This is a genomic window from Paenibacillus tundrae (genome assembly GCF_036884255.1).
Classification (GTDB): Bacteria; Bacillota; Bacilli; order Paenibacillales; family Paenibacillaceae; genus Paenibacillus.
Genome location: NZ_CP145605.1, coordinates 2,108,908 through 2,130,064, shown reverse-complemented (window position 1 = coordinate 2,130,064; position 21,157 = coordinate 2,108,908). Strand labels below are relative to the sequence as shown.

At 47.4% G+C, this 21,157-nt stretch carries 20 protein-coding genes; 8 read left to right on the top strand and 12 right to left on the bottom strand.

The window, feature by feature from the left end; genetic code table 11:
• Window positions 1-299: 299 nt before the first annotated feature.
• Complete coding sequence (gene ytvI / locus V6W81_RS09615) at window positions 300-1,418, top strand: sporulation integral membrane protein YtvI (protein ID WP_338542875.1); 1,119 nt, start codon at window positions 300-302, stop codon at window positions 1,416-1,418.
• A gap of 96 nt (window positions 1,419-1,514) precedes the next feature.
• On the opposite strand, the gene V6W81_RS09610 is transcribed toward ytvI, so the two are convergent.
• From V6W81_RS09610 to V6W81_RS09570, 9 genes are all read right to left on the bottom strand, one after another.
• Complete coding sequence (locus V6W81_RS09610; RefSeq protein ID WP_056695468.1) at window positions 1,515-1,910, bottom strand: FxsA family protein; 396 nt, start codon at window positions 1,908-1,910, stop codon at window positions 1,515-1,517.
• Window positions 1,911-1,915: 5 nt separating this feature from the next.
• Window positions 1,916-2,419: an acyl-CoA thioesterase gene (locus V6W81_RS09605; protein WP_145047807.1), complete on the bottom strand. Its 504-nt coding sequence runs from the start codon at window positions 2,417-2,419 to the stop codon at window positions 1,916-1,918.
• A 136-nt stretch (window positions 2,420-2,555) separates the two neighbouring features.
• On the bottom strand, window positions 2,556-3,983 hold the full coding sequence (gene pyk / locus V6W81_RS09600; RefSeq protein WP_145047808.1) for a pyruvate kinase: 1,428 nt from the start codon (window positions 3,981-3,983) through the stop codon (window positions 2,556-2,558).
• 106 nt (window positions 3,984-4,089) lie between these two features.
• Complete coding sequence (locus tag V6W81_RS09595; protein ID WP_145047809.1) at window positions 4,090-5,121, bottom strand: acetyl-CoA carboxylase carboxyltransferase subunit alpha; 1,032 nt, start codon at window positions 5,119-5,121, stop codon at window positions 4,090-4,092.
• On the bottom strand, window positions 5,122-6,015 hold the full coding sequence (gene accD / locus V6W81_RS09590) for an acetyl-CoA carboxylase, carboxyltransferase subunit beta (protein WP_056695477.1): 894 nt from the start codon (window positions 6,013-6,015) through the stop codon (window positions 5,122-5,124).
• Between the two features lie 2 nt (window positions 6,016-6,017).
• Window positions 6,018-6,194, bottom strand: coding sequence for a hypothetical protein (locus V6W81_RS09585; protein ID WP_162248944.1), 177 nt, complete (start codon window positions 6,192-6,194; stop codon window positions 6,018-6,020).
• A gap of 227 nt (window positions 6,195-6,421) precedes the next feature.
• Complete coding sequence (locus V6W81_RS09580) at window positions 6,422-6,610, bottom strand: hypothetical protein (protein ID WP_017689496.1); 189 nt, start codon at window positions 6,608-6,610, stop codon at window positions 6,422-6,424.
• Window positions 6,611-6,898: 288 nt separating this feature from the next.
• Window positions 6,899-7,390, bottom strand: a complete 492-nt coding sequence (locus V6W81_RS09575) for a phosphatidylglycerophosphatase A family protein (protein ID WP_338542867.1) — start codon at window positions 7,388-7,390, stop codon at window positions 6,899-6,901.
• A 210-nt stretch (window positions 7,391-7,600) separates the two neighbouring features.
• Window positions 7,601-11,614 (bottom strand): DNA polymerase III subunit alpha, encoded by a 4,014-nt coding sequence (locus V6W81_RS09570; RefSeq protein ID WP_338542866.1) that lies wholly within the window; start codon window positions 11,612-11,614, stop codon window positions 7,601-7,603.
• Window positions 11,615-11,853: 239 nt separating this feature from the next.
• Here V6W81_RS09570 and V6W81_RS09565 point away from each other — a divergent pair, with 239 nt between their 5' ends.
• The 3 genes from V6W81_RS09565 (at window position 11,854) to V6W81_RS09555 (ending at window position 13,163) form a co-directional block, all read left to right on the top strand.
• The gene (locus V6W81_RS09565; protein ID WP_056698247.1) at window positions 11,854-12,183 is read left to right on the top strand and encodes a YtrH family sporulation protein; all 330 of its coding nucleotides are present in this window, start codon (window positions 11,854-11,856) and stop codon (window positions 12,181-12,183) included.
• Window positions 12,184-12,204: 21 nt separating this feature from the next.
• Window positions 12,205-12,693, top strand: a complete 489-nt coding sequence (locus V6W81_RS09560) for a hypothetical protein (RefSeq protein WP_056698250.1) — start codon at window positions 12,205-12,207, stop codon at window positions 12,691-12,693.
• 128 nt (window positions 12,694-12,821) lie between these two features.
• Window positions 12,822-13,163 carry a YtpI family protein gene (locus V6W81_RS09555; protein WP_145047813.1) on the top strand — a complete coding sequence of 114 codons (342 nt, stop codon included), beginning with the start codon at window positions 12,822-12,824 and terminating at the stop codon, window positions 13,161-13,163.
• 158 nt (window positions 13,164-13,321) lie between these two features.
• Here V6W81_RS09555 and V6W81_RS09550 read toward each other — a convergent pair whose 3' ends face one another.
• The 3 genes from V6W81_RS09550 to V6W81_RS09540 all read right to left on the bottom strand — a co-directional run bounded on the left by V6W81_RS09550 (window position 13,322) and on the right by V6W81_RS09540 (window position 15,696).
• Window positions 13,322-14,656 carry a DRTGG domain-containing protein gene (locus tag V6W81_RS09550; RefSeq protein ID WP_338542865.1) on the bottom strand — a complete coding sequence of 445 codons (1,335 nt, stop codon included), beginning with the start codon at window positions 14,654-14,656 and terminating at the stop codon, window positions 13,322-13,324.
• Between the two features lie 257 nt (window positions 14,657-14,913).
• Complete coding sequence (locus V6W81_RS09545) at window positions 14,914-15,198, bottom strand: hypothetical protein (protein WP_145047815.1); 285 nt, start codon at window positions 15,196-15,198, stop codon at window positions 14,914-14,916.
• A 150-nt stretch (window positions 15,199-15,348) separates the two neighbouring features.
• Window positions 15,349-15,696, bottom strand: coding sequence for a YlbF family regulator (locus V6W81_RS09540; RefSeq protein ID WP_145047816.1), 348 nt, complete (start codon window positions 15,694-15,696; stop codon window positions 15,349-15,351).
• Between the two features lie 273 nt (window positions 15,697-15,969).
• On the opposite strand from V6W81_RS09540, the gene V6W81_RS09535 reads away from it, so the two are divergent.
• The 4 genes from V6W81_RS09535 (at window position 15,970) to V6W81_RS09520 (ending at window position 21,099) form a co-directional block, all read left to right on the top strand.
• On the top strand, window positions 15,970-17,337 hold the full coding sequence (locus V6W81_RS09535; protein ID WP_145047817.1) for a YheC/YheD family protein: 1,368 nt from the start codon (window positions 15,970-15,972) through the stop codon (window positions 17,335-17,337).
• A gap of 30 nt (window positions 17,338-17,367) precedes the next feature.
• Window positions 17,368-18,558 carry a YheC/YheD family protein gene (locus V6W81_RS09530; protein WP_338542864.1) on the top strand — a complete coding sequence of 397 codons (1,191 nt, stop codon included), beginning with the start codon at window positions 17,368-17,370 and terminating at the stop codon, window positions 18,556-18,558.
• 61 nt (window positions 18,559-18,619) lie between these two features.
• A complete protein-coding gene (locus tag V6W81_RS09525; protein ID WP_145047819.1) occupies window positions 18,620-19,993 on the top strand; it encodes a YheC/YheD family protein in 1,374 nt (457 codons plus the stop codon).
• Window positions 19,993-21,099, top strand: a complete 1,107-nt coding sequence (locus V6W81_RS09520) for a YheC/YheD family protein (protein ID WP_145047820.1) — start codon at window positions 19,993-19,995, stop codon at window positions 21,097-21,099. The genes V6W81_RS09525 and V6W81_RS09520 overlap by 1 nt, the downstream gene beginning before the upstream one ends.
• Window positions 21,100-21,157 lie beyond the last annotated feature (58 nt).

Here is a 21,157-nt window from a genome sequence, read left to right as displayed (position 1 = left end):
TGGAGTTTTGTGACTAGATATAGACAAATTGAACCATTTTGATCTATTATCTACCCTTGATTGAAGTAACTAAAGGTATTATGAAATTGATTCACATATATAGTTTTGACGTAGTCCTATTCAACTTCTTCTTTTTATTGCTATTATCCCCTGCCATCTGGCATACTCTAGGCAAAAGAACACAAATCTCATGCATTTTCACGAAATTGGCGTTTCAAAATGTCCTATTTGCTCTATATTAATTAGATACCTTCATGGAACTGGAACTGAATGAACTATTAGATAAGGAGACGTGAGGTTTGGACAGAATTATATTGAAGCGCCTTATGCGCGGATTATGGGTAATTATTGCGACGATTCTCATCGCGGTGGCCATTTATCTGCTGTTTCCCCTGCTGTACCCTTTTGCAATTGCCTGGATCATCGCTTATGCCATGAACCCTCTTGTGAAACTGCTTCAGCATAAAGCACGGTTCCCACGCTGGCTTGCTGTCACTCTATCGTTGATCGTGTATTTCGGCGCTATTGCACTCGTGTTATCCGCTGCTGTAACTCGCATGGTGAAAGAGGTCATTTCATTAACGACAAGTTTCGATCTCCATGTCGATGAGATAAAGGCTGTCTTTATCCGCTGGACGGAGAATGATACGATCCAAAGTTTGATTACACAGATTAATGAATTCTACAAAGAAAACCCAAACTATCAGGAAACGATCAATAGCAACATCAGCAAAACAACGGAGACGGTCGGAACGGCGGTTACGGACCTTGTGACTGGATTCTTCAACGCAATTCTAAATCTACTCACTTCGCTGCCTAATATGGGTGCAGTACTAATCGTTGTGCTTCTCTCCACGTTCTTTATTAGCAAAAGTTGGACCCGTCATAGCATTACCGTATCTGGCTGGGTACCTTCCTCCATCCGCAAACCGATCACTGACATATGGAATGACCTAAAAAAGGCTCTGTTTGGTTATGCAAGAGCACAACTCATCATGATCTCCATTACCGCTGTGTTTGTGATGATTGGATTACTTATTTTGCAGGTTAAGTCTGCTTTCACGATTGCACTTCTTATCGGGCTTGTTGATTTGTTACCTTATCTCGGTGTTGGATTAGTCATGGTTCCGTGGGCCGCTTATCTCATTATGAATGGGGATCTGTACCTGGGAATTGGGATATCGGTTATCTATCTGATTGTGCTGATTGCACGCCAGATTATTGAACCTAAAGTATTAGCTAGTAGTGTAGGCTTAGACCCTCTTGCCACACTAGTGGGCATGTTTGTAGGATTGAAGCTATTCGGCGTGCTTGGTTTGATCATCGGCCCAGTAAGCCTGGTGATTCTCGATGCATTCAATCGAGCCAATGTGCTACGGGATATACGAACATACATCATCAACGGAAGGGTCCGATGAAGCGTACAGAAAAGTTACTTAGAGTATGAGTAAAGGCTCCACTCGGCAGATGCATCTGCACAGGTGGAGCCTTTTTGGTTCGAATACCTATTATCATTACGGACGGCGATAAAATTTGATACTGCCATTTTTCATTTTTTTCTCAAGCCATCCTAAGAAAAACAGACGATACACCGAACGTGTTAATGGAAACACCAATGTAAACCCGATGAGATCCGTAACAAAACCCGGAATCAGTAGCAAAAATCCCCCAACGAAAACAAATAGTCCATCGACCATTTTTCGGCCAGGCACTTTACCTCGTTCCATCTCGGTTTTGGCATCCACAAGCACTTTCCGTCCTTCAAATTGCAACATTGCTATACCGATCAAGGACGTGAGAATCATAAGAAGCAGCGTCTTTCCCGCTCCGATCCAGTCGCTCATAAGAATAAAACCAAACAGTTCAATAACCGGAACGATGAGCAGTACAGCCCACATCCATCTACGCATTCGTATTACTCCTTTCCTGAGAGCCACACTTTCTCAAGTGCACTGTAGAGCTCAGAGGCTACCTTATCCAGCCTTACTACCTTCCAGTCGCCGTTCACCCATACATGTTGGGTAGAGCCTGTGACTAATCGTTCTCCTGGTCTAGATTCATCAGATGACCACACTCGCTGTCCTATGCTGTTCACACCATTGTCTGCAGTCACTCGTCTTACATCATATTCGTAATTCAGTCGTAGACCGCTAAATGCAGCAATTCGGGTGAAAATCACAATTTCATCATCGTACCTTGCAGGTTTATGATATTTCACATCCAGCCCGGTTACGGGAAGTAGTAACCCCTGTTCCTCCATTTTACGATATGTATACCCCATTTGGCGAATCATCTCAGTTCGACCGATCTCAAACCAATTTAAATAGTTCGCGTGATAGACAACACCCATCTGGTCACTCTCTTGATAACGCACGCGGAGGTTCGCCGCATACCAATTCCCTGTTCCATTTTGCTCCATGAGGTTACTCCCTTCGTTATACGAGTCTGAATGTGTTATGGTTGCACATCGGTATATAGATGGAAAAAAGCAATGGGACATATCATGCCCCATTGCTTCATTCCTGTTCTTAACATCATTGAATCCATTCCAACAATTAAGCTTGGTTTGGAATTTGGCTTACTTTGATCAGGTTCGTGGAACCGGAACGACCCAAAGGTACACCAGCTGTAATAACAACCAGGTCGCCTTCTTTAACAAGTCCGGATTTCACTCCGCCTTCGATTGCATTTTCAAACAATGCATCTGTGGAATCAACCAATCTACCTTTGACAGGTGTTACACCCCAAGCCAGTGCGAGACGGCGGGAAGTTCTGTCTTCTGTTGTTACAGCGATGATTGGTGATTCTGGACGATATTTCGAGATCATACGTGCTGTATGTCCTGATTCAGTCGAAGTAATGATCGCTTTTGCGTTCAGATCTTGAGCTGACAATGCAACCGATTGGCTGATTGCTTCAGTTACAGTTGTTTGTTGAGCAACACGTTGCTTCAGATACAGCTCTTGGTAAGGCAGAGCAGATTCTGCTTTTTCAGCGATGCGAGACATGGTCAGAACGGATTCAACTGGGTATTTACCCGCAGCTGTCTCACCAGACAACATGATTGCATCAGTACCGTCAAAGATCGCATTAGCCACGTCACTTGCTTCAGCACGAGTTGGACGTGGGTTACGTTGCATGGAATCCAGCATTTGTGTAGCTGTGATAACCGGTTTACCTGCAACGTTACATTTTTCGATCATACGTTTTTGTACCAATGGTACTTCTTCAGCAGGAATTTCAACACCCAGGTCTCCACGAGCAACCATCAGACCGTCAGACACTTCAAGGATTTCGTCCAAGTTGTCAACACCTTGTTGGTTCTCAATTTTGGAGATGATTTGAATATGTCCAGCATTATGTTTTTCAAGCAATTCACGAATCTCAAGTACGTCACTAGCTTTACGCACAAAAGAAGCCGCGATGAAATCGACACCTTGCTCAATACCAAATACGATATCGTTAGCATCTTTTTCAGTGATACCCGGCAGAGAAATAGCAACGCCCGGAACGTTAACACCTTTTTTGCTCTTGATCGAACCACCGTTAACGATACGGCATTTGATCTCGGTGCCTTGCACTTCCACCACAGTCAGTCCGATCAGACCGTCGTCGATCAGAATTGTAGATCCCGGCTCAACATCATTTGGGAGATCTGCATACGTAATGGAAAGACGTTCTTTGGTTCCCAGAATCTCTTCTGTTGTCAAAGTGATGTACTCGTCTTGAACCAATTCAATTGGCTCAACTTCGAGTTTACCTGTCCGAATTTCCGGTCCTTTGGTGTCCAGCAGGATCGCTACTGTTTTGTTAAGTTCTTCGCATGCTTGGCGAATCGCTTTGATCCGTCCGCCGTGCTCATCGAAATCACCGTGGGAGAAGTTCAGACGGGCCACATTCATACCGGCCATAATCAATTTTTTCGTGTTTTCCAGTGATTCACTGGATGGGCCAATCGTACATACAATTTTCGTTTTGCGCATTTTGGGTTTCCTCCGATTTTAAAAGGTCTCTCTGTATATGTCTTTTTCTTTTTCCAACTATTAAATTTACTATACTTTGGTTCATTTGTATAGGAAATTCGTCACATCATTCAGCATTTCCCGACAAATTATTCACAACATCCACTTCTGCAGGTGGTTGAGGAGCTTGATCTGGGACTGGAGATTCAAATGTGACCGAGCCAATCTTACGGAACTTCTCATAGCGATCCTGCTTCAATTGGTCGCTGCTCCACCCTTTCATCTCATCCAGATGACGGATCAGAGCCTCATGAATGGCTGCCGCAGATGCTTCATAATCCCGGTGAGCCCCGCCACGAGGTTCAGGTATGATATCCTCAATAACGTTCATTTCCAGTAGATCTTTGGCAGTAATCTTCATGGCTTCTGCAGCCTGATCTGCCTTCGTTGCATCCTTCCACAGAATCGAAGCTGCTCCATTCGGAGAGATCGCTGAGTAGATGGCATGCTCCAGCATGAGCACACGGTTACCTACGGCTAGTGCAAGTGCGCCACCGCTTCCGCCTTCACCAATAACGACAACAATAACTGGCACAGACAGTTTGGCCATCTCCATTAGGTTACGAGCAATAGCCTCCGATTGACCTCTCTCTTCAGCAGTATTACCCGGATACGCTCCTTTAGTATCAATAAACGTAATAATTGGACGTCCGAATTTGTCAGCTTGCTTCATGAGACGAAGCCCTTTCCGGAAACCTTCCGGATGAGCGCTCCCGAAAAAGCGGGCGATATTGTCTTTCGTATCCTTCCCCCGCTGCTGTCCGATGACGGTAACTGTTTTGCCATCTAGCTTCGCTAATCCACCAACAACAGCCAGATCATCGCCGAACATACGGTCACCATGCAGCTCAATGAAATCCGTAAAAATCAACTGAATTAGATCGAGAGCTGTTGGGCGCTGTTGATGCCGAGCCAGATGCATTTTCTGAGCCGCTGTGATGCCAGAGTATATTTCTTCTTCCAGTCTATGATAACGTTCCTCCAGACGCGCAATCTCGTCTGTGAAATCGATGCCTTTTTCCTGACCGAACTGTACGAGCTCTTCAATCTTTTTGCGCATCTCAACCAGAGGCGCTTCATATGGCAACTCACCCGCCATTTAGACCCCTCCTTTTTCACTATGCATATCTAGAAGCTTGGCAAGGGTTGTACGAAGTTCTTTCCGGTGAACCACCAAGTCCAGCTGTCCATGCTGCATATTAAATTCTGCTGTTTGGAAATCATCAGGCAGTTTCTGACGAATTGTCTGTTCAATAACAATTCTACCGGCAAAGCCAAATACAGCTCCCGGTTCAGCAATGTTAATATCGCCTAAGCTCGCAAAGCTCGCCGAAACACCGCCGGTAGTCGGATCTGTAATCACTGAAATATACAGGCCGCCCTGTTCATCTAATCGGGACAACGCTGCACTCGTTTTGGCCATCTGCATCAAGCTGAGAATACTCTCTTGCATCCGAGCACCACCCGATGTAGAGAATATAATAATAGGCAGTCGCTTCTCTGTAGCATATTCAATAGCACGGGTGATTTTCTCTCCAACCACTGAACCCATACTACCTGTAAAGAAGTCAAAGCTCATAACCGCTACTACAACGGGTAAGCCTTCAATCGTACCTTCACCAGTAATAACAGCTTCCTTCAAACCGGATTTCAGACGTTGCTGCTCCAGCTTGCTGCTATACCCTGGGAAGCCAAGGGGATCAACTGATACCATATCCGCATCATGTTCCACGAATCCTTGCTCATCCAAAATCATCGCGATACGTTCCATTGCGTTAAGACGCATATGGTAACCACAAGAAGGACAAACCTTCAGGTTCTTCTCTAATTCCTTACTATATTGAATCGTGCCACACTTGCTGCACTTGTTCATTAGCCCTTCAGGTATTTCTCGTTTTGGGCGCTCACTCACTTCCTGACCTTCGCCTTGAAGCGCACGCTCGGAAGGTATGGTGGCGTACTTCCTTTTCTTCTGGAATATATCTTTGAACACAACTACACCTCTCCAGCCGTTGATTTGATTAGCCGCAACTTGCAGTTATCGTCAATGACGACTTCTCCGCGTACGACGGTAAACCGCTTACGTCCCACAAGCTGCCGTGGGTCTTGTCCAGCACTCACAACAAAAAAATCCACCGGCATAAGGCAAGGATCAGCGGCTTCTGTCAGCACGATTGATGTTACCTGCAATTACCGAAAGATTGTTGCGCCGATGCTTAAATCTATCTTGGTAGGGTCTCCGAATGCAACGAGATCGGTTCTTGTCCTAACAAAAAAAGAAGGAAGGACAGCAGCATACAGCACATGCAAGTCGATTCCTCTCTCTCCGCTTACGCGGTCAGCCTTATGTACCAATGGTACTTTCTCATTCGCCAAGGCGTGTGTCTGATGTTGAACGATCAGGAATGCAGAATCGAATTCAGCACTTCCTGGACTTCTTCCAGTTCCCCTGAAGGAACGCGAATCTCAAATTGCTGTTTGGATAAACTGATGGGACGGGTCTGTACCAGAAAACCTTCTTCCGAAAGCTTGGTCTTGATCTTGTCCGCAACCTTTGCCGTCGGTGCAATGTAAATCACCGTCCACATACCATGTCCGCCCCCTAAGCTAATGTTCAGAGCCCGTATATTGGACTAATGATAACATACCTCACTTTTTTTCTGCAAGAAAGGGTTCGGGATCTATCGGCAGAAAACAGGATTATGAGGGATATTTGCTCCCCAAAGACACCTGATACGGTCAACGGAATGTTTGCAATTTGAAGTGTTGAGCGTGCATATGCAAGTCTTCCAAGCAATCAGGACGACATGGAAGACCTGCACTTCTACCTCTACAAAGGGCGTTTCTAACATCACAACCTATACGTAGATGCTCGTTTATACATCACCGGGATATTTCTTGGCTTTAATATTTTTGTGCGCAATACGAGCGGAAGCAGCAGCTGCAAGCCCTGCAACAAGATCGTCCAGAAACACGTGAATGGCCGATCCGTGCTCATTCAGGTCATGAATAATGCCTATTTTTTCTTTGTCCAGATAACCAAAGCTAGTTAAACCAATCATACCAAATACATGTGTAATGCCAAGCGCCAGAGTCTCGTCCACTCCGTACAAGGATTCGTCCGCTTCCATAATAGCTTGTAACGGCTGAGGCAACAAACGTTTCTCTGCAAGCTCGTCAAGGGCTATGCCCGTGTACAGCGTATACTGCACCTCACGTTTTTGCAGTACAGATTTAACACTGATGACACAATCATCCATGGTCAGTTCCGGGTGGTACCCTTTTTGCAGATGATATACAATCTCCGCGATCGCTTCAATCTGTACACCCCGCCGGGCCAGCATAGCTTCTACGATTTCATATGACATATCTCGACCTCCCGCCTCACTCCCCCGGAGAACCCCAGGTTCTTCGGTGTTCTCAAGTGTATGCAGTACACTCACAAAATGTTCATAAAAAAAGCCTCACTATGTCAATTCAGCAGGTAATAATGAATAAATTAAACACAAAAAACCTGTCCGGTTGTCACCGAACAGGTTCTTCTTATCTTATGAAGACAGACAAGTTGTCTGCTGAACCTATTTAATTTTGACGGTTCCTTCACCAAGCATGTTCTCCATTTCGGCAATGAGGGTTGGAGAAGGCTTGATTCGATAGCCGTCACTAAGTGCAAGTAGCTTCTGCTGCTGCTCATAGAAGAGCACAGTGGCTACAGGCCCCGGATGCTGCTCCAGAAGCTGCTTCAACCGCGCCAGCATCTCGGGCGTCTCCGCCTGAGGGCTAATCTTCACAAATACTCGCTGCTCCACCGCCTGGGGCCGACGAGTCGGCTCCGCACTGCCTGCACCGGGGCGTCCGCTCGGAGCGCTTCTCGCCCCGGCTGTGTCACCCCTTGCAGCATCGCTGCCGCGCACTGCTGCAGAGCCTACGCCGCTAGGCTGCGCTCCAGCTCCAACACCCGCACCAGCCGGCTGCTTCGGCGCAGCCGCTGGGCGCGATGCGCTGCCGGGCTTCGCACGCCGTTCGCGACTGCGTAGCTGCTGTTCCAGTGCCGCCGGTGTGAGCTGCGCCACCTCCTCAGCCAGCAGCTTAAACCCTTCGTCCTGCTGCTGCACTTTGGCACGCACGACGAGCAGTTCACCTTTCCCGATCACCTGCTGGCTTCGCCGCCATACTTCGGGAAAGAGAACTACTTCACAGCGTTCAATCTGGTCTTCAAGCTCCATGAACGCCATCGCTTTCCCCTGTTTCGTCGTAATCGACTTCACAGAGACAACCATGCCCGCCGCAACCGCCATCGTATCATCGGCCGCCTCGGTCAATTCCATAATCCGATCTGCGCCGCTGGATTCAAGTATTTTCTCAAAATCATCCAGCGGATGTCCAGAGAGATACAGACCGAGCAATTCGCGCTCTAGCTCCAACTGCTGACTTGCAGAAAACGGTGGAATTTCCGGATATTCGATCTCCCAATTCGGTGTCTCCACAAAATCAAACAATTGAATCTGTAAGTCCTCACGTTCCTTACGCCATTTCAGCGCGGCCTCCACCGTTTCATCCAGCATCGCAAGTAACTGTGCTCGATGACCGGGCAACGAATCAAAAGCTCCCGCTTGGATCAGCGATTCAATTACCCGTTTATTACACACCCGCAGATCGACACGTCGACAAAAGTCGAGCAGGCTGTCAAAAGGTCGTTCCTTACGCACAATCATGATGCTTTCCATCGCTTGGGTACCTACGTTTTTGACTGCAGCAAGACCAAAGCGAATGGCACCTGGCGTTGTAAGCGTCTGTGCTTCCTCGTCCGATTCCACCGATGACCCTGCATCTGTAAATGAAACCGCCGGCTGTGAAGCTGAGTTCTCTTCCTCGCTCGAATACCCTGCTGTAGCAGCTGTGACAACGCCCGTCCCTTCGGGCTTCGCAGAAGGTTCGGTTATGGCAGTGGATGTCTGCCACTCATAAGTAGCACCCTCTTCTCCGGGCTCAGGCCCAGGATCATCTGGAAGAGGTGCATCACCGTAGTGTGCATGGTCATAGCCATCATCATGACCATTCGTAGCTTCTTCTTCCGTGTTCTCATCGGTTTGAGTTGTAGCATTACTTTCCTGTCGATCAGAAGAAGTAGTAGCAGTAAAGACCGGCGTAAACAAAATACCACTCTCGTTCACATCCGGTGGTAATACCTCAATCTCCATCCGGCGACACTCCACGACATACTCTGCAACTTTTCGGTGGCTACCCATTACAGCTGTCAGCATGGACGCCATAAAATGAACGGGATAATGGGCTTTGAGATACGCCGTTTGGAAAGCCAGTACACCATAAGCGGCAGCATGGGCACGCGGGAAACCGTAGTTTGCAAATTTGACGATCATATCGTAGACCAAATCTGCCTCTGCTTCACTATATCCCTGTTTCAGGCTACCCTGAACAAAGTGTCCGCGCTCCAGATCCAGCACTTCCCGTTTTTTCTTCGACACGGCTCTACGCAGCAAGTCGGCTTCACCCAGTGAGAAACCTGCCATCCGCGAAGCAATCTGCATGATTTGCTCCTGATAGACAATGATACCGTAAGTATCTTTCAGGATTGGCTCAAGGTCGGCATGCGGATAATCCACTGCTATTTGACCGTGCTTACCCTGAATATATTTGGATATAAACTCCATTGGGCCTGGCCGATACAGAGCCAGCACGGAGATAATATCCTCGAATACGCTTGGTTTCATGTCCTTCATGACACGCCGAATTCCCGCAGACTCTAATTGGAAAATGCCCATCGTATCGCCGCGCCCCAGCATCTCATACGTCTGTGCATCATCGTCTGGGATATGGCGGAAATCTGGCACCTCTCCATGCTCCCCAATCCAACGAAGACAACGCTCAATAATAGAAAGGGTACGTAATCCGAGAAAGTCCATTTTGAGCAATCCGATGGCCTCTAAATTCTCCATAGAATATTGCGTCAGAGCAGTGCCCTCACTGCCTTCTTGCAGCGGAACAGCGTCTGTCAGCGGATCCCGAGAGATGACCACTCCGGCTGCGTGTGTGGAGGCATGACGAGGCATACCTTCTACCTTCATCGCCATATCCAACAGCTCACGTGTTTTCGGTTTAGTCTCATACAAGGTCATCAATTCAGGCGTCGTTTCCATCGCCCGCTGAATATTGATGCCTAGCTGAGCCGGAATCAGCTTCGCGGCTTTATCTACTTCGCCATACGGCACGTTGAGTGCACGTCCAACATCACGTACTGCTGCACGAGCAGCCATCGTACCAAAGGTAATAATCTGTGCTACATGCGCTTTTCCGTACTTGTCCGCAACATAATCAATGACTTCATCCCGACGTTCATCGCTGAAGTCAATATCGATATCGGGCATGGAGATCCGTTCAGGATTCAGAAACCGCTCGAAGAGCAGGTTGTACTTCATAGGATCAACATCTGTGATTTTCAGCGTGTAGGCTACGATACTACCTGCGGATGAACCCCGACCGGGTCCGGTCACAATGTTCTGACTGTGAGCATAAGCGATAAAGTCCCATACGATAAGGAAATAATCGGAGAATCCCATGCTATCAATCACCCGAAGCTCATAATCCAATCGCTGCTCCAGCTCTGAACGCTGCTCCTTGTCCGTCCACCGCACGGTGTTGCTATACCGTTCTTCCATACCTACCTCGCACAATTGACGCAAATACGTAGATGGGCTCTGTCCTTCTGGGAGAGGTCTATATTCAGGCAAAATAGATTTGCCAAACTCCAGCTCCAATTCACAAGAATCCGCAATGCGAACGGTATTGGCTATAGCTTCAGGCACATGAGGGAACAAGCGCGCCATGTCTTCCCCACTTTTCAGGTACAGCTGGTTCGTTCCAATCCGCAGCCGAGTTTCATCATCAACAGTCTTACCTGTCCCGATGCAGATCAGCACATCCTGGAGCTCCGCATCCTCTTCTAACAGATAATGAGCATCATTCGTCACTACGAGCGGAATTTCCAGCTCAGCAGCTAATTTCATTAGCTGTGGATTGACACGTTTTTGCTCCGAGAGGCCATGATCCTGAAGTTCAAGATAGAAGTCTTCTCCGAAAATGTTTTTGTAACGCAGCGCTGCCCGCCGTGCTTCCTCTTCTCGTCCGTGCAGCAAATGCTGGGGCACCTCTCCGCCCAGACACGCACTTAAACATATGATGCCCTCGTGATGTGCCTGCAAGCTCTCCATATCAATCCGTGGCTTATAATGGAAACCTTCCAAATGACCGATCGAACATAGCTTCATCAGATTACGGTAACCTGTCATATTCTTCGCCAGCAAAATCAAATGATGAATCGGCTGATCCTTACGACTTCCCCGCTCTTTGCGAGAGCCCGCAGTCATATACGCCTCACATCCGATAATCGGCTTAATACCCCGTGCTACGCACGCTTTATAAAAAGGAATAGCGCCATACATCACGCCGTGATCGGTTAGCGCAAGTGATGTCATTCCGAGATCTGCAGCTCTGTCCACGAGATCCGAAATACGCGCAGCGCCGTCCAGCAAACTATACTCACTGTGAACATGCAAATGCACAAAAGAACTCATGTTTTTTCTTCCTTTCGCCGCTATTATTGCAATAGGCAATAACTTATATAAATGAAACAGTTATTTCTGTCCTCTACCTCTTCTATGAATTGTTAAATCATCGATATGGACAAAATACTTTATTATTCTATTTTATCATAACGTCTGGGGGCACGCCCATACAATAGAAGTACAAGCCGCCCTCCTATTCGAACTCGGATTTGGGGACGTGTACTGGGTCTGAGAAGGAGTGTTGCTAGATGAGCACATTTTTGTCCAAAGCTATTCTTGATTTCTTTATCGCATTTGGGATCGTACTTGGCGGTGCCATGATTGGAGGGATTGGAGCTGTCATTTCTCTTCAGCCACCTACGCAGACAATGCTAGATATTTCAGGCAAAATAAAAATATGGGCGCTTGCAGCGGCAGTCGGAGGTACGATTGATCCCATGCGTGTCATCGAAAGTAATTTCTTTGACGGTAATCTATCACCAGCAGTCAAACAAATCTTGTATCTCATCTCAGCCTTCATGGGCGCTCATATGGGAACCGAACTTGTGAAATGGGTCTGCGGCGGCGGACGTGGCTGATATGGTCACGAGGCAAGGTTTATGAGAATTCCGCCGTTCTCCAACTACCGTCCATTAATGCGCATGACCGCTGTTTTTGTCCTTGGTATGATTGCGGGAGCCATTGTTTACAATGGCATATTCCACCTCAGTTACAACACCTTGTGGCTGAACAATCAGGAATTACAGCTACAACTTCATCAGAATGAGAAAGATATCAAAACGCTGAAAAAATATAGTAAACGCCAAACGGTCATCAAAGAAATTAAAGTCCGAGCAGAGGATTCTGACAAGGGGCCAGACGAGGCTTCGTTAAAAGTATTACTGCAAAAGCTCGGCGATGAACTGGAGGCGCTTCGTGGACGAGATGTTTTCAACATCGACGAATATAGTAAAATGACCCGGATTATGTTAAATCAAAAGGTGTATACGGTTCGAGAGAAGGATTATACCGTTCAAGTAAAAACGATGCTAGTAATGGAAGGTGTGCTACAAGTCTGGGTGCAGATTCGTCAACATGTCCCAACGTAACCCACACGATGTAGTTTCAAGAATGAAAATAGATTTACGAATACCACAACAAAAAAACTGCCCTTGTCTGCAAATGGCATGATACAATAAGGGCAGTAAATGCTTTCCAGAAAAGGAGCCTGGTATTCGTGTTTATTGAAGTACTCAAGTACAGCCTTATTGCCATCTTCACATTGACCCTGGTCTGTGCCGCCGTGAATAGTATTCGTTCCCATCGAAGCACACACCCTGCTGCCACAGGAGTGTATCGTTCCTGGACAAACATCTGGATGGGTGCAATGCTCATTGTACTGGCTCTAATCCTCATGTTTGTCTTTAGCGGCTCAACATTATCCATCGTTGTGGAAGCGCTATTTTTGCTAGTGGGTGCATACAATCTGTTTGCTGGTTTCCGTAACCGTAGTCATTATGCTCGGCTGCAGCAACAGGCAGAAGGCAGATCACCTCATCCATCTAGCCCATCCGTATAATGTAACTCACCCTGTCTTTCCATGCGTTAGGTTAACAAAAAGAGGATCTCTGCCTACATCGAATACATGTCTGCCCGCGCACTCCATAACGGTTGACGTAAACGATGAGGAGATATCCTCTTTTGGCATTCCACCCAATAATAGTAACCACGACGCTACTACGCATGATCAATGGATTGTAAGGTCATGACCGCTTTGCATACTACACTTCCATCACGTGTAATCACAATGTCCATTTTGCAGGTACGGCGGCTTGTCTCCAAAATAATCGGACGAACCAAAATCTGATCTTCGATCTGCACCGGTCTGACGAAATAGGTAGTCACATTATCCACAACATGGTCATTGCCCGTCACGTCCCATGCAGCACGGCGTCCGGCTTGTGTCATTATGTTAAGGAGAACCCCTTCTGAGATTGTTCCAAGATCCGTCGCCATCTGCGGAATAATAAATCCATGGAACATCAGTTCATTCTGCTCTCCGCGTTCTTCGGCGAATCCGTTCCAGATCAGATGATCAAAGGTCTCCCCGAGCTGGGGTTGCTTCTGAGCATCCCGCATCGCCTGAAGGACTTCTTTGCGTGTCACGGAAGCAATCAATTTACGGTTCCGATCCACGATCGGCAGGAAATCAATTCCCTCCCAGGTCATAATCTGAGCAGCCGAAGCGAGAGAGGTCTGCAGTGAGGCCGTAACCGGGCGGCGTACTACACATTTCTCAATACTCTGATCTTCTTTCAATTCACTCACATCTTTGAGACTCACAATCCCAATAACACGGTTCCATTCATCCACCACAGGAAAGCGATGTTCTCCTGTCTCTCCGACCAGCTTGTGGAAATCAGACGCAGAACTGGTCACCTTAAGCACCTGAAGTCGTGGTTTCTGACCGATGATATCCTCAACCAGCATGATTTTTTTCTTGATCAGTCGGTCAAAGATTGCTCGGTTGATCATAGAGGCCACAGTGAATGTATCATGTCTGGAAGAGATAATGGGTAGCCCAAGTTCATCAGCCAACAAACGCACCTCACGACTTGTTCCAAAGCCCCCAGTAATCAATACACCAGCCCCCTGCTCCAGGGCAAGTGAGTGTGCATTATCACGGTTACCAACAATCAACAAACTGCCTGCATCAATATAACGAGCCATCGCTTGTTCTTTCATAGCACCGATCACGTATTTATGGAGCGGTTTGGCAAGTCCGTCACTGCCGCCGAGCACATGTCCTTCTACAATCGTAACCACATCGGCAAAAGTAAGCTGCTCTGTCATGCCCCGAGGTCTTTTCTCAATTCGAACGGTTCCGATTCTTTCCTTGGTCACAACCATCCCAAAGTTCTCTGCCTCTTTCACCGCGCGGTATGCTGTACCTTCACTTACCCCAAGCTCTCGCGCTAATCCACGAACAGATATTTTACTACCAACCTTCAATTGTTCGATATGCTGTAGCAGTTGTTCATGCTTCGTTACATTCTCTTCTTGTCCGTCCAAACTGTACCACCCCCGAAGATGCATCTGTACTATTCTGTATCTATTATAACACGAGCAGAGGAAAATAACCCCATCGTGTCTCCTTATGTATACAACCTCTTTAATAGATCATGCACACCTTATTAAATTCAAAAAAGATCGCAAAAAAAGACCGCATCTCTTCACTCTAGAAGAGAATACGGCCTTTCCACAGTAGCTCCAAGTCGTGCACTACGACCTAACCATGCTTGATCCATTACGGACTTTTTGAACAATCTCTACACCGATTTACTCTGTTCCTGCTTGTCCAACAGCTTCATTTCCCATTGCCGCAACTTGGCGCGTCTAACCGCTTCAAGAGCACGCTTCTTCTCTTCATCTACACCCAGAATGAAATGTAAGTGAGCACCGATGATTAACATGGAGAATAGCACCCACACGATACCAAAAATGTTCACCCAGTCCATTCCACCTGCGAAGGAAATTCGCGGTAATGCAATAACTAGCATAGACAAGGCAACTAAGAGATAGATCACGTGTTTTGCTTTTTTCAACCTTTTCACTATTCACAGCTCCTTCGTTCTTGATCGACTCTATATGTCTAGTCTATGAACCGGATTGCTGTAATATGAAAGGTTTGGACAAATCGTTAGGGATACATTCGTATAGTCATAACTTGACGTGTATACGCGCGTGTGGAGCTGCTAGATCACTTATGCTTCTGAGCCACCATACAAGTGACCAAGACTATCAGCGATAATTTTGTTCACATCTTCAATGATGACACTCAGACGACGCTCAGCATCAAATAGACGACGGATGTTCAGGTTAAGGCTCAGCACCTCAAACAGCTTTTCCATTTTCTCCATCTCTTCTGGTGCAGGCATGTCCCCGCTCATCATACGTTGTTGCAATTCCATTTGCTGGTCACGGAAGCCATCTAACATACGTTTTGCTTCTGGATCAGCTTCAATCAACTTCATTGCAGAGGTAATTTCCTCTACCTCGTTGCTTTCTCTCAGGGCTTTCGCCAAATCATTGGCTTTGTCATAAATGTTCACTATAATTCCTCCTCGGATATGAGTTGTTGTTCATTTGTTCATCACATTCTCATCGCAACGTTCATCCGTGTTAATACACGTAAATAACTACTGTCAAACAAGGCAAGTCAAAACAAGCCCTCCATCACCTGACCCCAAGGAATTGCATTTAATCCAAATGGGTCAATCACCAAGGGATATATGTCCTCATATGATGAAGCACATGCCATGTTTTCAGATGCCGCTTTAATTTCGAGATCAGACATCAAGTTGCCGCCCGGAAGGAGATCCGTGATGTCCACAAAAAAAGTAACGATTCAGGTTACCGGCTCGGGCATCTTGCAGGACGACGTCATCATGCTGGGCGAAGGGGTACTCAAAGCATTAAAGATCCCTTCGGGAAGGCCGCTTCAGTTACAATTTGGCTCTTTCCGCCGTGAAGTTACCGTCATTCCGGTTCCTCGCTATGACGGTCTACGCATCAATCAGACGGTAGCCAGCCAAACTGGCCTTGTACCCCGCTCTGTGCTTAGCGTATCTTATCGTTCAGCCAGTCGCACGCTGCGCCTTGGTCCCTTCATCAGTGTGTTGGTAAGCCAGGATTACCCCGATCAGCCTGATCGACCCTTCGGCTCCATCACGATGTTCTGTCATGAACTGGTGAACGCCTGCCGGAAGCAAGGCGCCTATGTATCCTTCTTTACGCCAGAGGATATTGGAACGATCAAGGGTCAAATGCGAGGCTGGGTGTACGATGACGGCTGGAAAAAGACCGTTCTGCCTGTAGCAGATGTCGTCAATAACCGGCTGACGTCCCGTAAGCTTGAGAACAAACCTAGCGTACAGCATTTCATGAAAGAAGTAAAATCGCTCTACGGTACGCAAACCTTTAATGAAAAATTTCTGGACAAAAATGAAGTGTTCGATGCTTTGAAGTCCATCACAACGCTCAAAAAAGTGATGCCGGAATCTCATCTGCTCAAAACTTCTTCTATGCTCAAAGCGATGTGCAACCGATATCCCGTCGTTTTCCTTAAGCCTGTTCGCGGCTCTCTAGGCAAAGGGATCATTCGAGTATCCCGCCAGAACGATGGAAGCTTCCTCACTTTAGCTACAAGCGTTGGAGGCACTCGTAAGCAGACCTATACTTCATTGGATAAACTGTATGCCAGTCTGTCTGGAAAAATGAAAACAACTCGTTACCAGATTCAGCAGGGACTGACCTTGATCGATAATAGCGGCAGACCTGTAGACTTCCGTGCTCTGGTGCAGAAAAACAAAGTGGGCAAATGGAGTGTCACTTCCATTGTTGCCCGCATTGCTGGTGGAAGTCACTATGTCTCCAATCTGGCAAGAGGCGGGAGTCTAAGCACCGTCAAGGAAGCTGTCGCCAAAACGGCATTGTCCAGTGCTGCCAAAGCTTCAGCTTACGCTGGGCTGCACACGGCTGCACTGGATATTGCGAAAGGCATTGAGCAAGCAATTCCCGCTCATTTTGGTGAACTCGGGATTGACTTAGCCCTAGATACCACAGGACGTGTGTGGCTGCTGGAAGTCAACTCGAAGCCATCCAAAAATGATAATACACCGCTAAGCGAGAGCAAAATCCGACCTTCGGTCAAAGCGATGTTGGAATATTCAAGCTATCTCGCCGGATTCTGAAGAGTCATCTAGAACAGGAGGTGTAGAGCAATGTTCCCATGGCATCCGCCCAAAACCATGGCGATACTGGTTCGTGGCGAGGAAGCAACCTCTCCCTTCGCAGATGAACTCTTCTGTAGGCGTCTTAGTTTGGAAAGTCCGAAGTTTAATCTCAATATATTCGTTCTCGTCATATCGAGTGAGATGACATGCACACTGCCTAAACATGGATATGTGTACCGGCACGGAGTATGGAAGAAAGCTCCTATTCCCGAAATTCATCTGCTAATGGATCGTTGCTTACGACCTATCCCCAAACAAATACGACAACAGCTTCACCATCTTGTGTGGTCAACTAGTGGACAGCGACCGCGTTACTGGTCAACTTCGTTACCTGGCAAATGGAAGGTGCACCGGGCGTTATCCCACGAACCGGCGCTGCGTTCCTTACTGACGCCCACGCTCCTCCTACAACCCGGTGTGAAGTGGGAGCCTTGGTTAGAGCGCTGGTCATCAGGACTGTTCTTTAAGCCGGTGGCTGGAACTCACGGACGGGATACCTTCAGACTCATTTCAGAAGCAGGCCGTTCTTGGATCGTAGATGGTCGTGACTCCCACAATGAGAGGTTTAGCTATTCACTGTATACGTATCAATCGGTACATGACTGGGTCGAATCATCTATGACCCGCCACAGCATGATTATGCAGCCTTACCTTAATCTAAGCCATCACGGGCATCCATTCGATATTCGAGCCCTAGTACAAAAAAATAGTCACGGGCAATGGTCCCTGACCGGATGTATGGTGCGAGAAGGTATCGAAGGATCACTCACTTCTAATTTACATGGTGGAGGTACAGCACATCCTGTGCATTCTTATCTGATGGATCGATATGGTTCATCTCATACCGCTATTTTGCTGGAGAGGATCAAGCAGGCGGCTACTCTAATTCCTCCGCTGCTGGAGAGCCGATTCGGTCGGCTGGCTGAACTTGGCATTGATTTCGGAGCAGACACTGACGGTCGTCTCTGGCTGCTCGAAGTGAATTCCAAACCAGGCCGATCCGCATTCGCAATGGCGGATAATCCGCAGATGCATACACTGACGTATACCGAACCACTTGCCTATGCTCGTTATTTGCTGCAACAACATGTTCTCACGGACGTCTACCGTCCAACAATGAAAATGCCGAATACATCCAGCAAAGCTGGCCTGAAACCCATCCCGATTCACGGCGGCTAAGGCCTGCAGCGCCCGCTTGCCATGGAGCCGAAGGATCTTTTTCAGGATAGGAGGATAAATCATGAGTTTGACCTTTTGCAATCTGCATTTCACTCAACAGCCGGATAAGGTGGTATATGTGTCCAACGCATTAATGAAGAGCCTCAATCTGTCTGGTAAAAAAACGATACATCTGCGATTTGGTCGAGACCGCGTACCTGCTACGATCAAACCTATTAAGAAGGCGGGGAAACACCTCTATCTCGCCTCAGGCATCCGCAATCTGATGAATGTCCCCAAACGTGGGAGCATCTACTTGCGCAACCTGCAGAACGATGAGGTTCAACTTGGACCACTGATCGGTGTATTGTCTGACGGACCAGCGACCAGTACGAATCCGTTCGGTTCTCGTACCGGCTTTATCAAACAATTGCTTCGTGAAGGAAGTCGTAAATCTTATATTTATGCCTTCACACCACGAGATATCAATTGGTCAAATGAGACGGTATCCGGATACTTTCTGAATGAAAATGGTAGCTTTGTACGCAAAACCGTACCGTTGCCGGATGTTGTATATAATCGGTTGCCGAGCCGACGTTCCGATTTTTCGCCTGCGATTAACCAGTTGCGCGAACGGTTCATCCGCCGAAAAATTCCTTTCTTCAACTGGAGCTTTTTTAACAAATCGGATATCTATAAATTGCTGGAGAATGATCCGTCCGCAGGGCGTTATATTCCTGAATCCATTACGAATCCGACTGTGGAGCAAATGAAAGAAATGCTCGAGCGCCATCAATTTGTCTATTATAAGCCAACGGCTGGAAGTCTCGGCAACGGGATTTATCGTTTGACCTACTCGCCCAAACGGGGATATTTCGCACGTTATCGCAAAAAAAGCGGCAATGCACTTTTGCGTTTTGGCTCGTTCAATAGCTTGATGCGGATGCTGCAAGGCAGACATGGCAAGCAGCTCCGTGGTTACGTCGTTCAGCAGGGAATCCGTCTTATTGAAATCGATGAATGCCCGATTGATTTTCGTTTTCACATGCACAAAAACGGCAGCAATCAGTGGGTCGTCGTAGGTATCGGCGCCAAGAAGGCAGGTCGGGGTAGCGTAACAACACATATCAAAAACGGCGGCTCTCTAATGACCCCTGAGCAGGCGCTCAGCCGTAACTTCGGTGACCGCGCGGGAGAAGTGCTAGGGCAGGCCAAATCCGTCGCTATTACACTGGCCCAGGCGATTGAAACCCAGCACCAGCATTTGATTGGTGAGATTGGCTTTGATCTGGGCATTGATCAGGAGGAACATGTATGGATGTTCGAAGCGAACGCCAAACCCGGACGCTCCATTTTCCGTCACCCTTCACTCCGAGTGGAGGGAAAATCATCAGTGGAGCACATCTTGGAACATTGCCTATACTTGAGCAAATTCCGGAAGAAGGACGACATTTGATGAGCCTTCACGATGATTTTAAACCTGTCATTGCCGTGTTGACGATGCATGATGATCAACGGATGTTCAGGGGAAATCATCAAAATTTTCAAGACATTATTCAAACCGGAGAAAGTATGGGGTATGTGGTCTACATCGTGACTGTCCGCGATCTGAATGTGGCTGGCTCCACCGTCAAGGGCTACATCTACAACAAAGGAAGTGGAAAATGGACTTCACAGTCCTTCCCACTTCCCCATGTCCTGTATAATCGCATACCGAACCGGGAGGATGAGCGCAAACCGTCGGTTCAACGTAAAATCGCTGAATGCATGGAATCTGGGATCGAGTTATATAATCCTTTTTTCTTCAACAAGTGGAATCTATTTGAATGGCTCAAGAAGTCGAAATCGACTCAAAACCTAATACCTTATACTCGCCGTATGCGCAGTGCATCCGCACTCGCTACAGTACTCAAATCCTATCCTTATCTATACTTGAAACCCGAAAGCGGCAAAGCGGGAAAAGGCATCATGATGCTCAAGTTTCAAGAGAAGGATCGGCTCCCTTATCGGCTCAAAGTCCAAAGTTCTAGAAAAAGCACCACATACAAAACTGCTACACTCGCCAAGTTGTGGGCTCGCATCCGTAGAGAGACGGGTCATACCCCGTACATTATGCAGCAAGGCATTGAACTCGCATCTTCACGCAAACGCCCTTTCGATCTCCGGGTACTTGTGCAGAAGAATAGTAAAGGTCAATGGAGTGTTACGGGCGTCGGTGCGAGGTTGGCCGGTTCCCGCAGCATCACGACACATGTCCCTCGCGGAGGCAGTGTGGAGGATCCCGAAAAGCTGTTGACTGAGCTCTTCGGTGAGGAGTTAAGCACCACGCTAATGAAGAGGGTGAAATCAACCTCGCTGATGATTGCTAGGCAAGTCGAACGTGGATCGGGGCATACCCTTGGCGAGATGTCCATGGATCTTGGGGTGGATGATCTCGGCGAGATCTGGTTTTTTGAAGCTAATGCAAAGCCTATGAAATTCGATGAACCACAGATCAGACGCAGGTCGCTGGAACGCATTTTCCACTACAGTGCCTATCTTGCCCGTCAGTCCAAACGTTAATGGAAGAGGTTGTTCAAAAAGTACACTTTGAACATCTATTCGAAAGACATACTGGAAA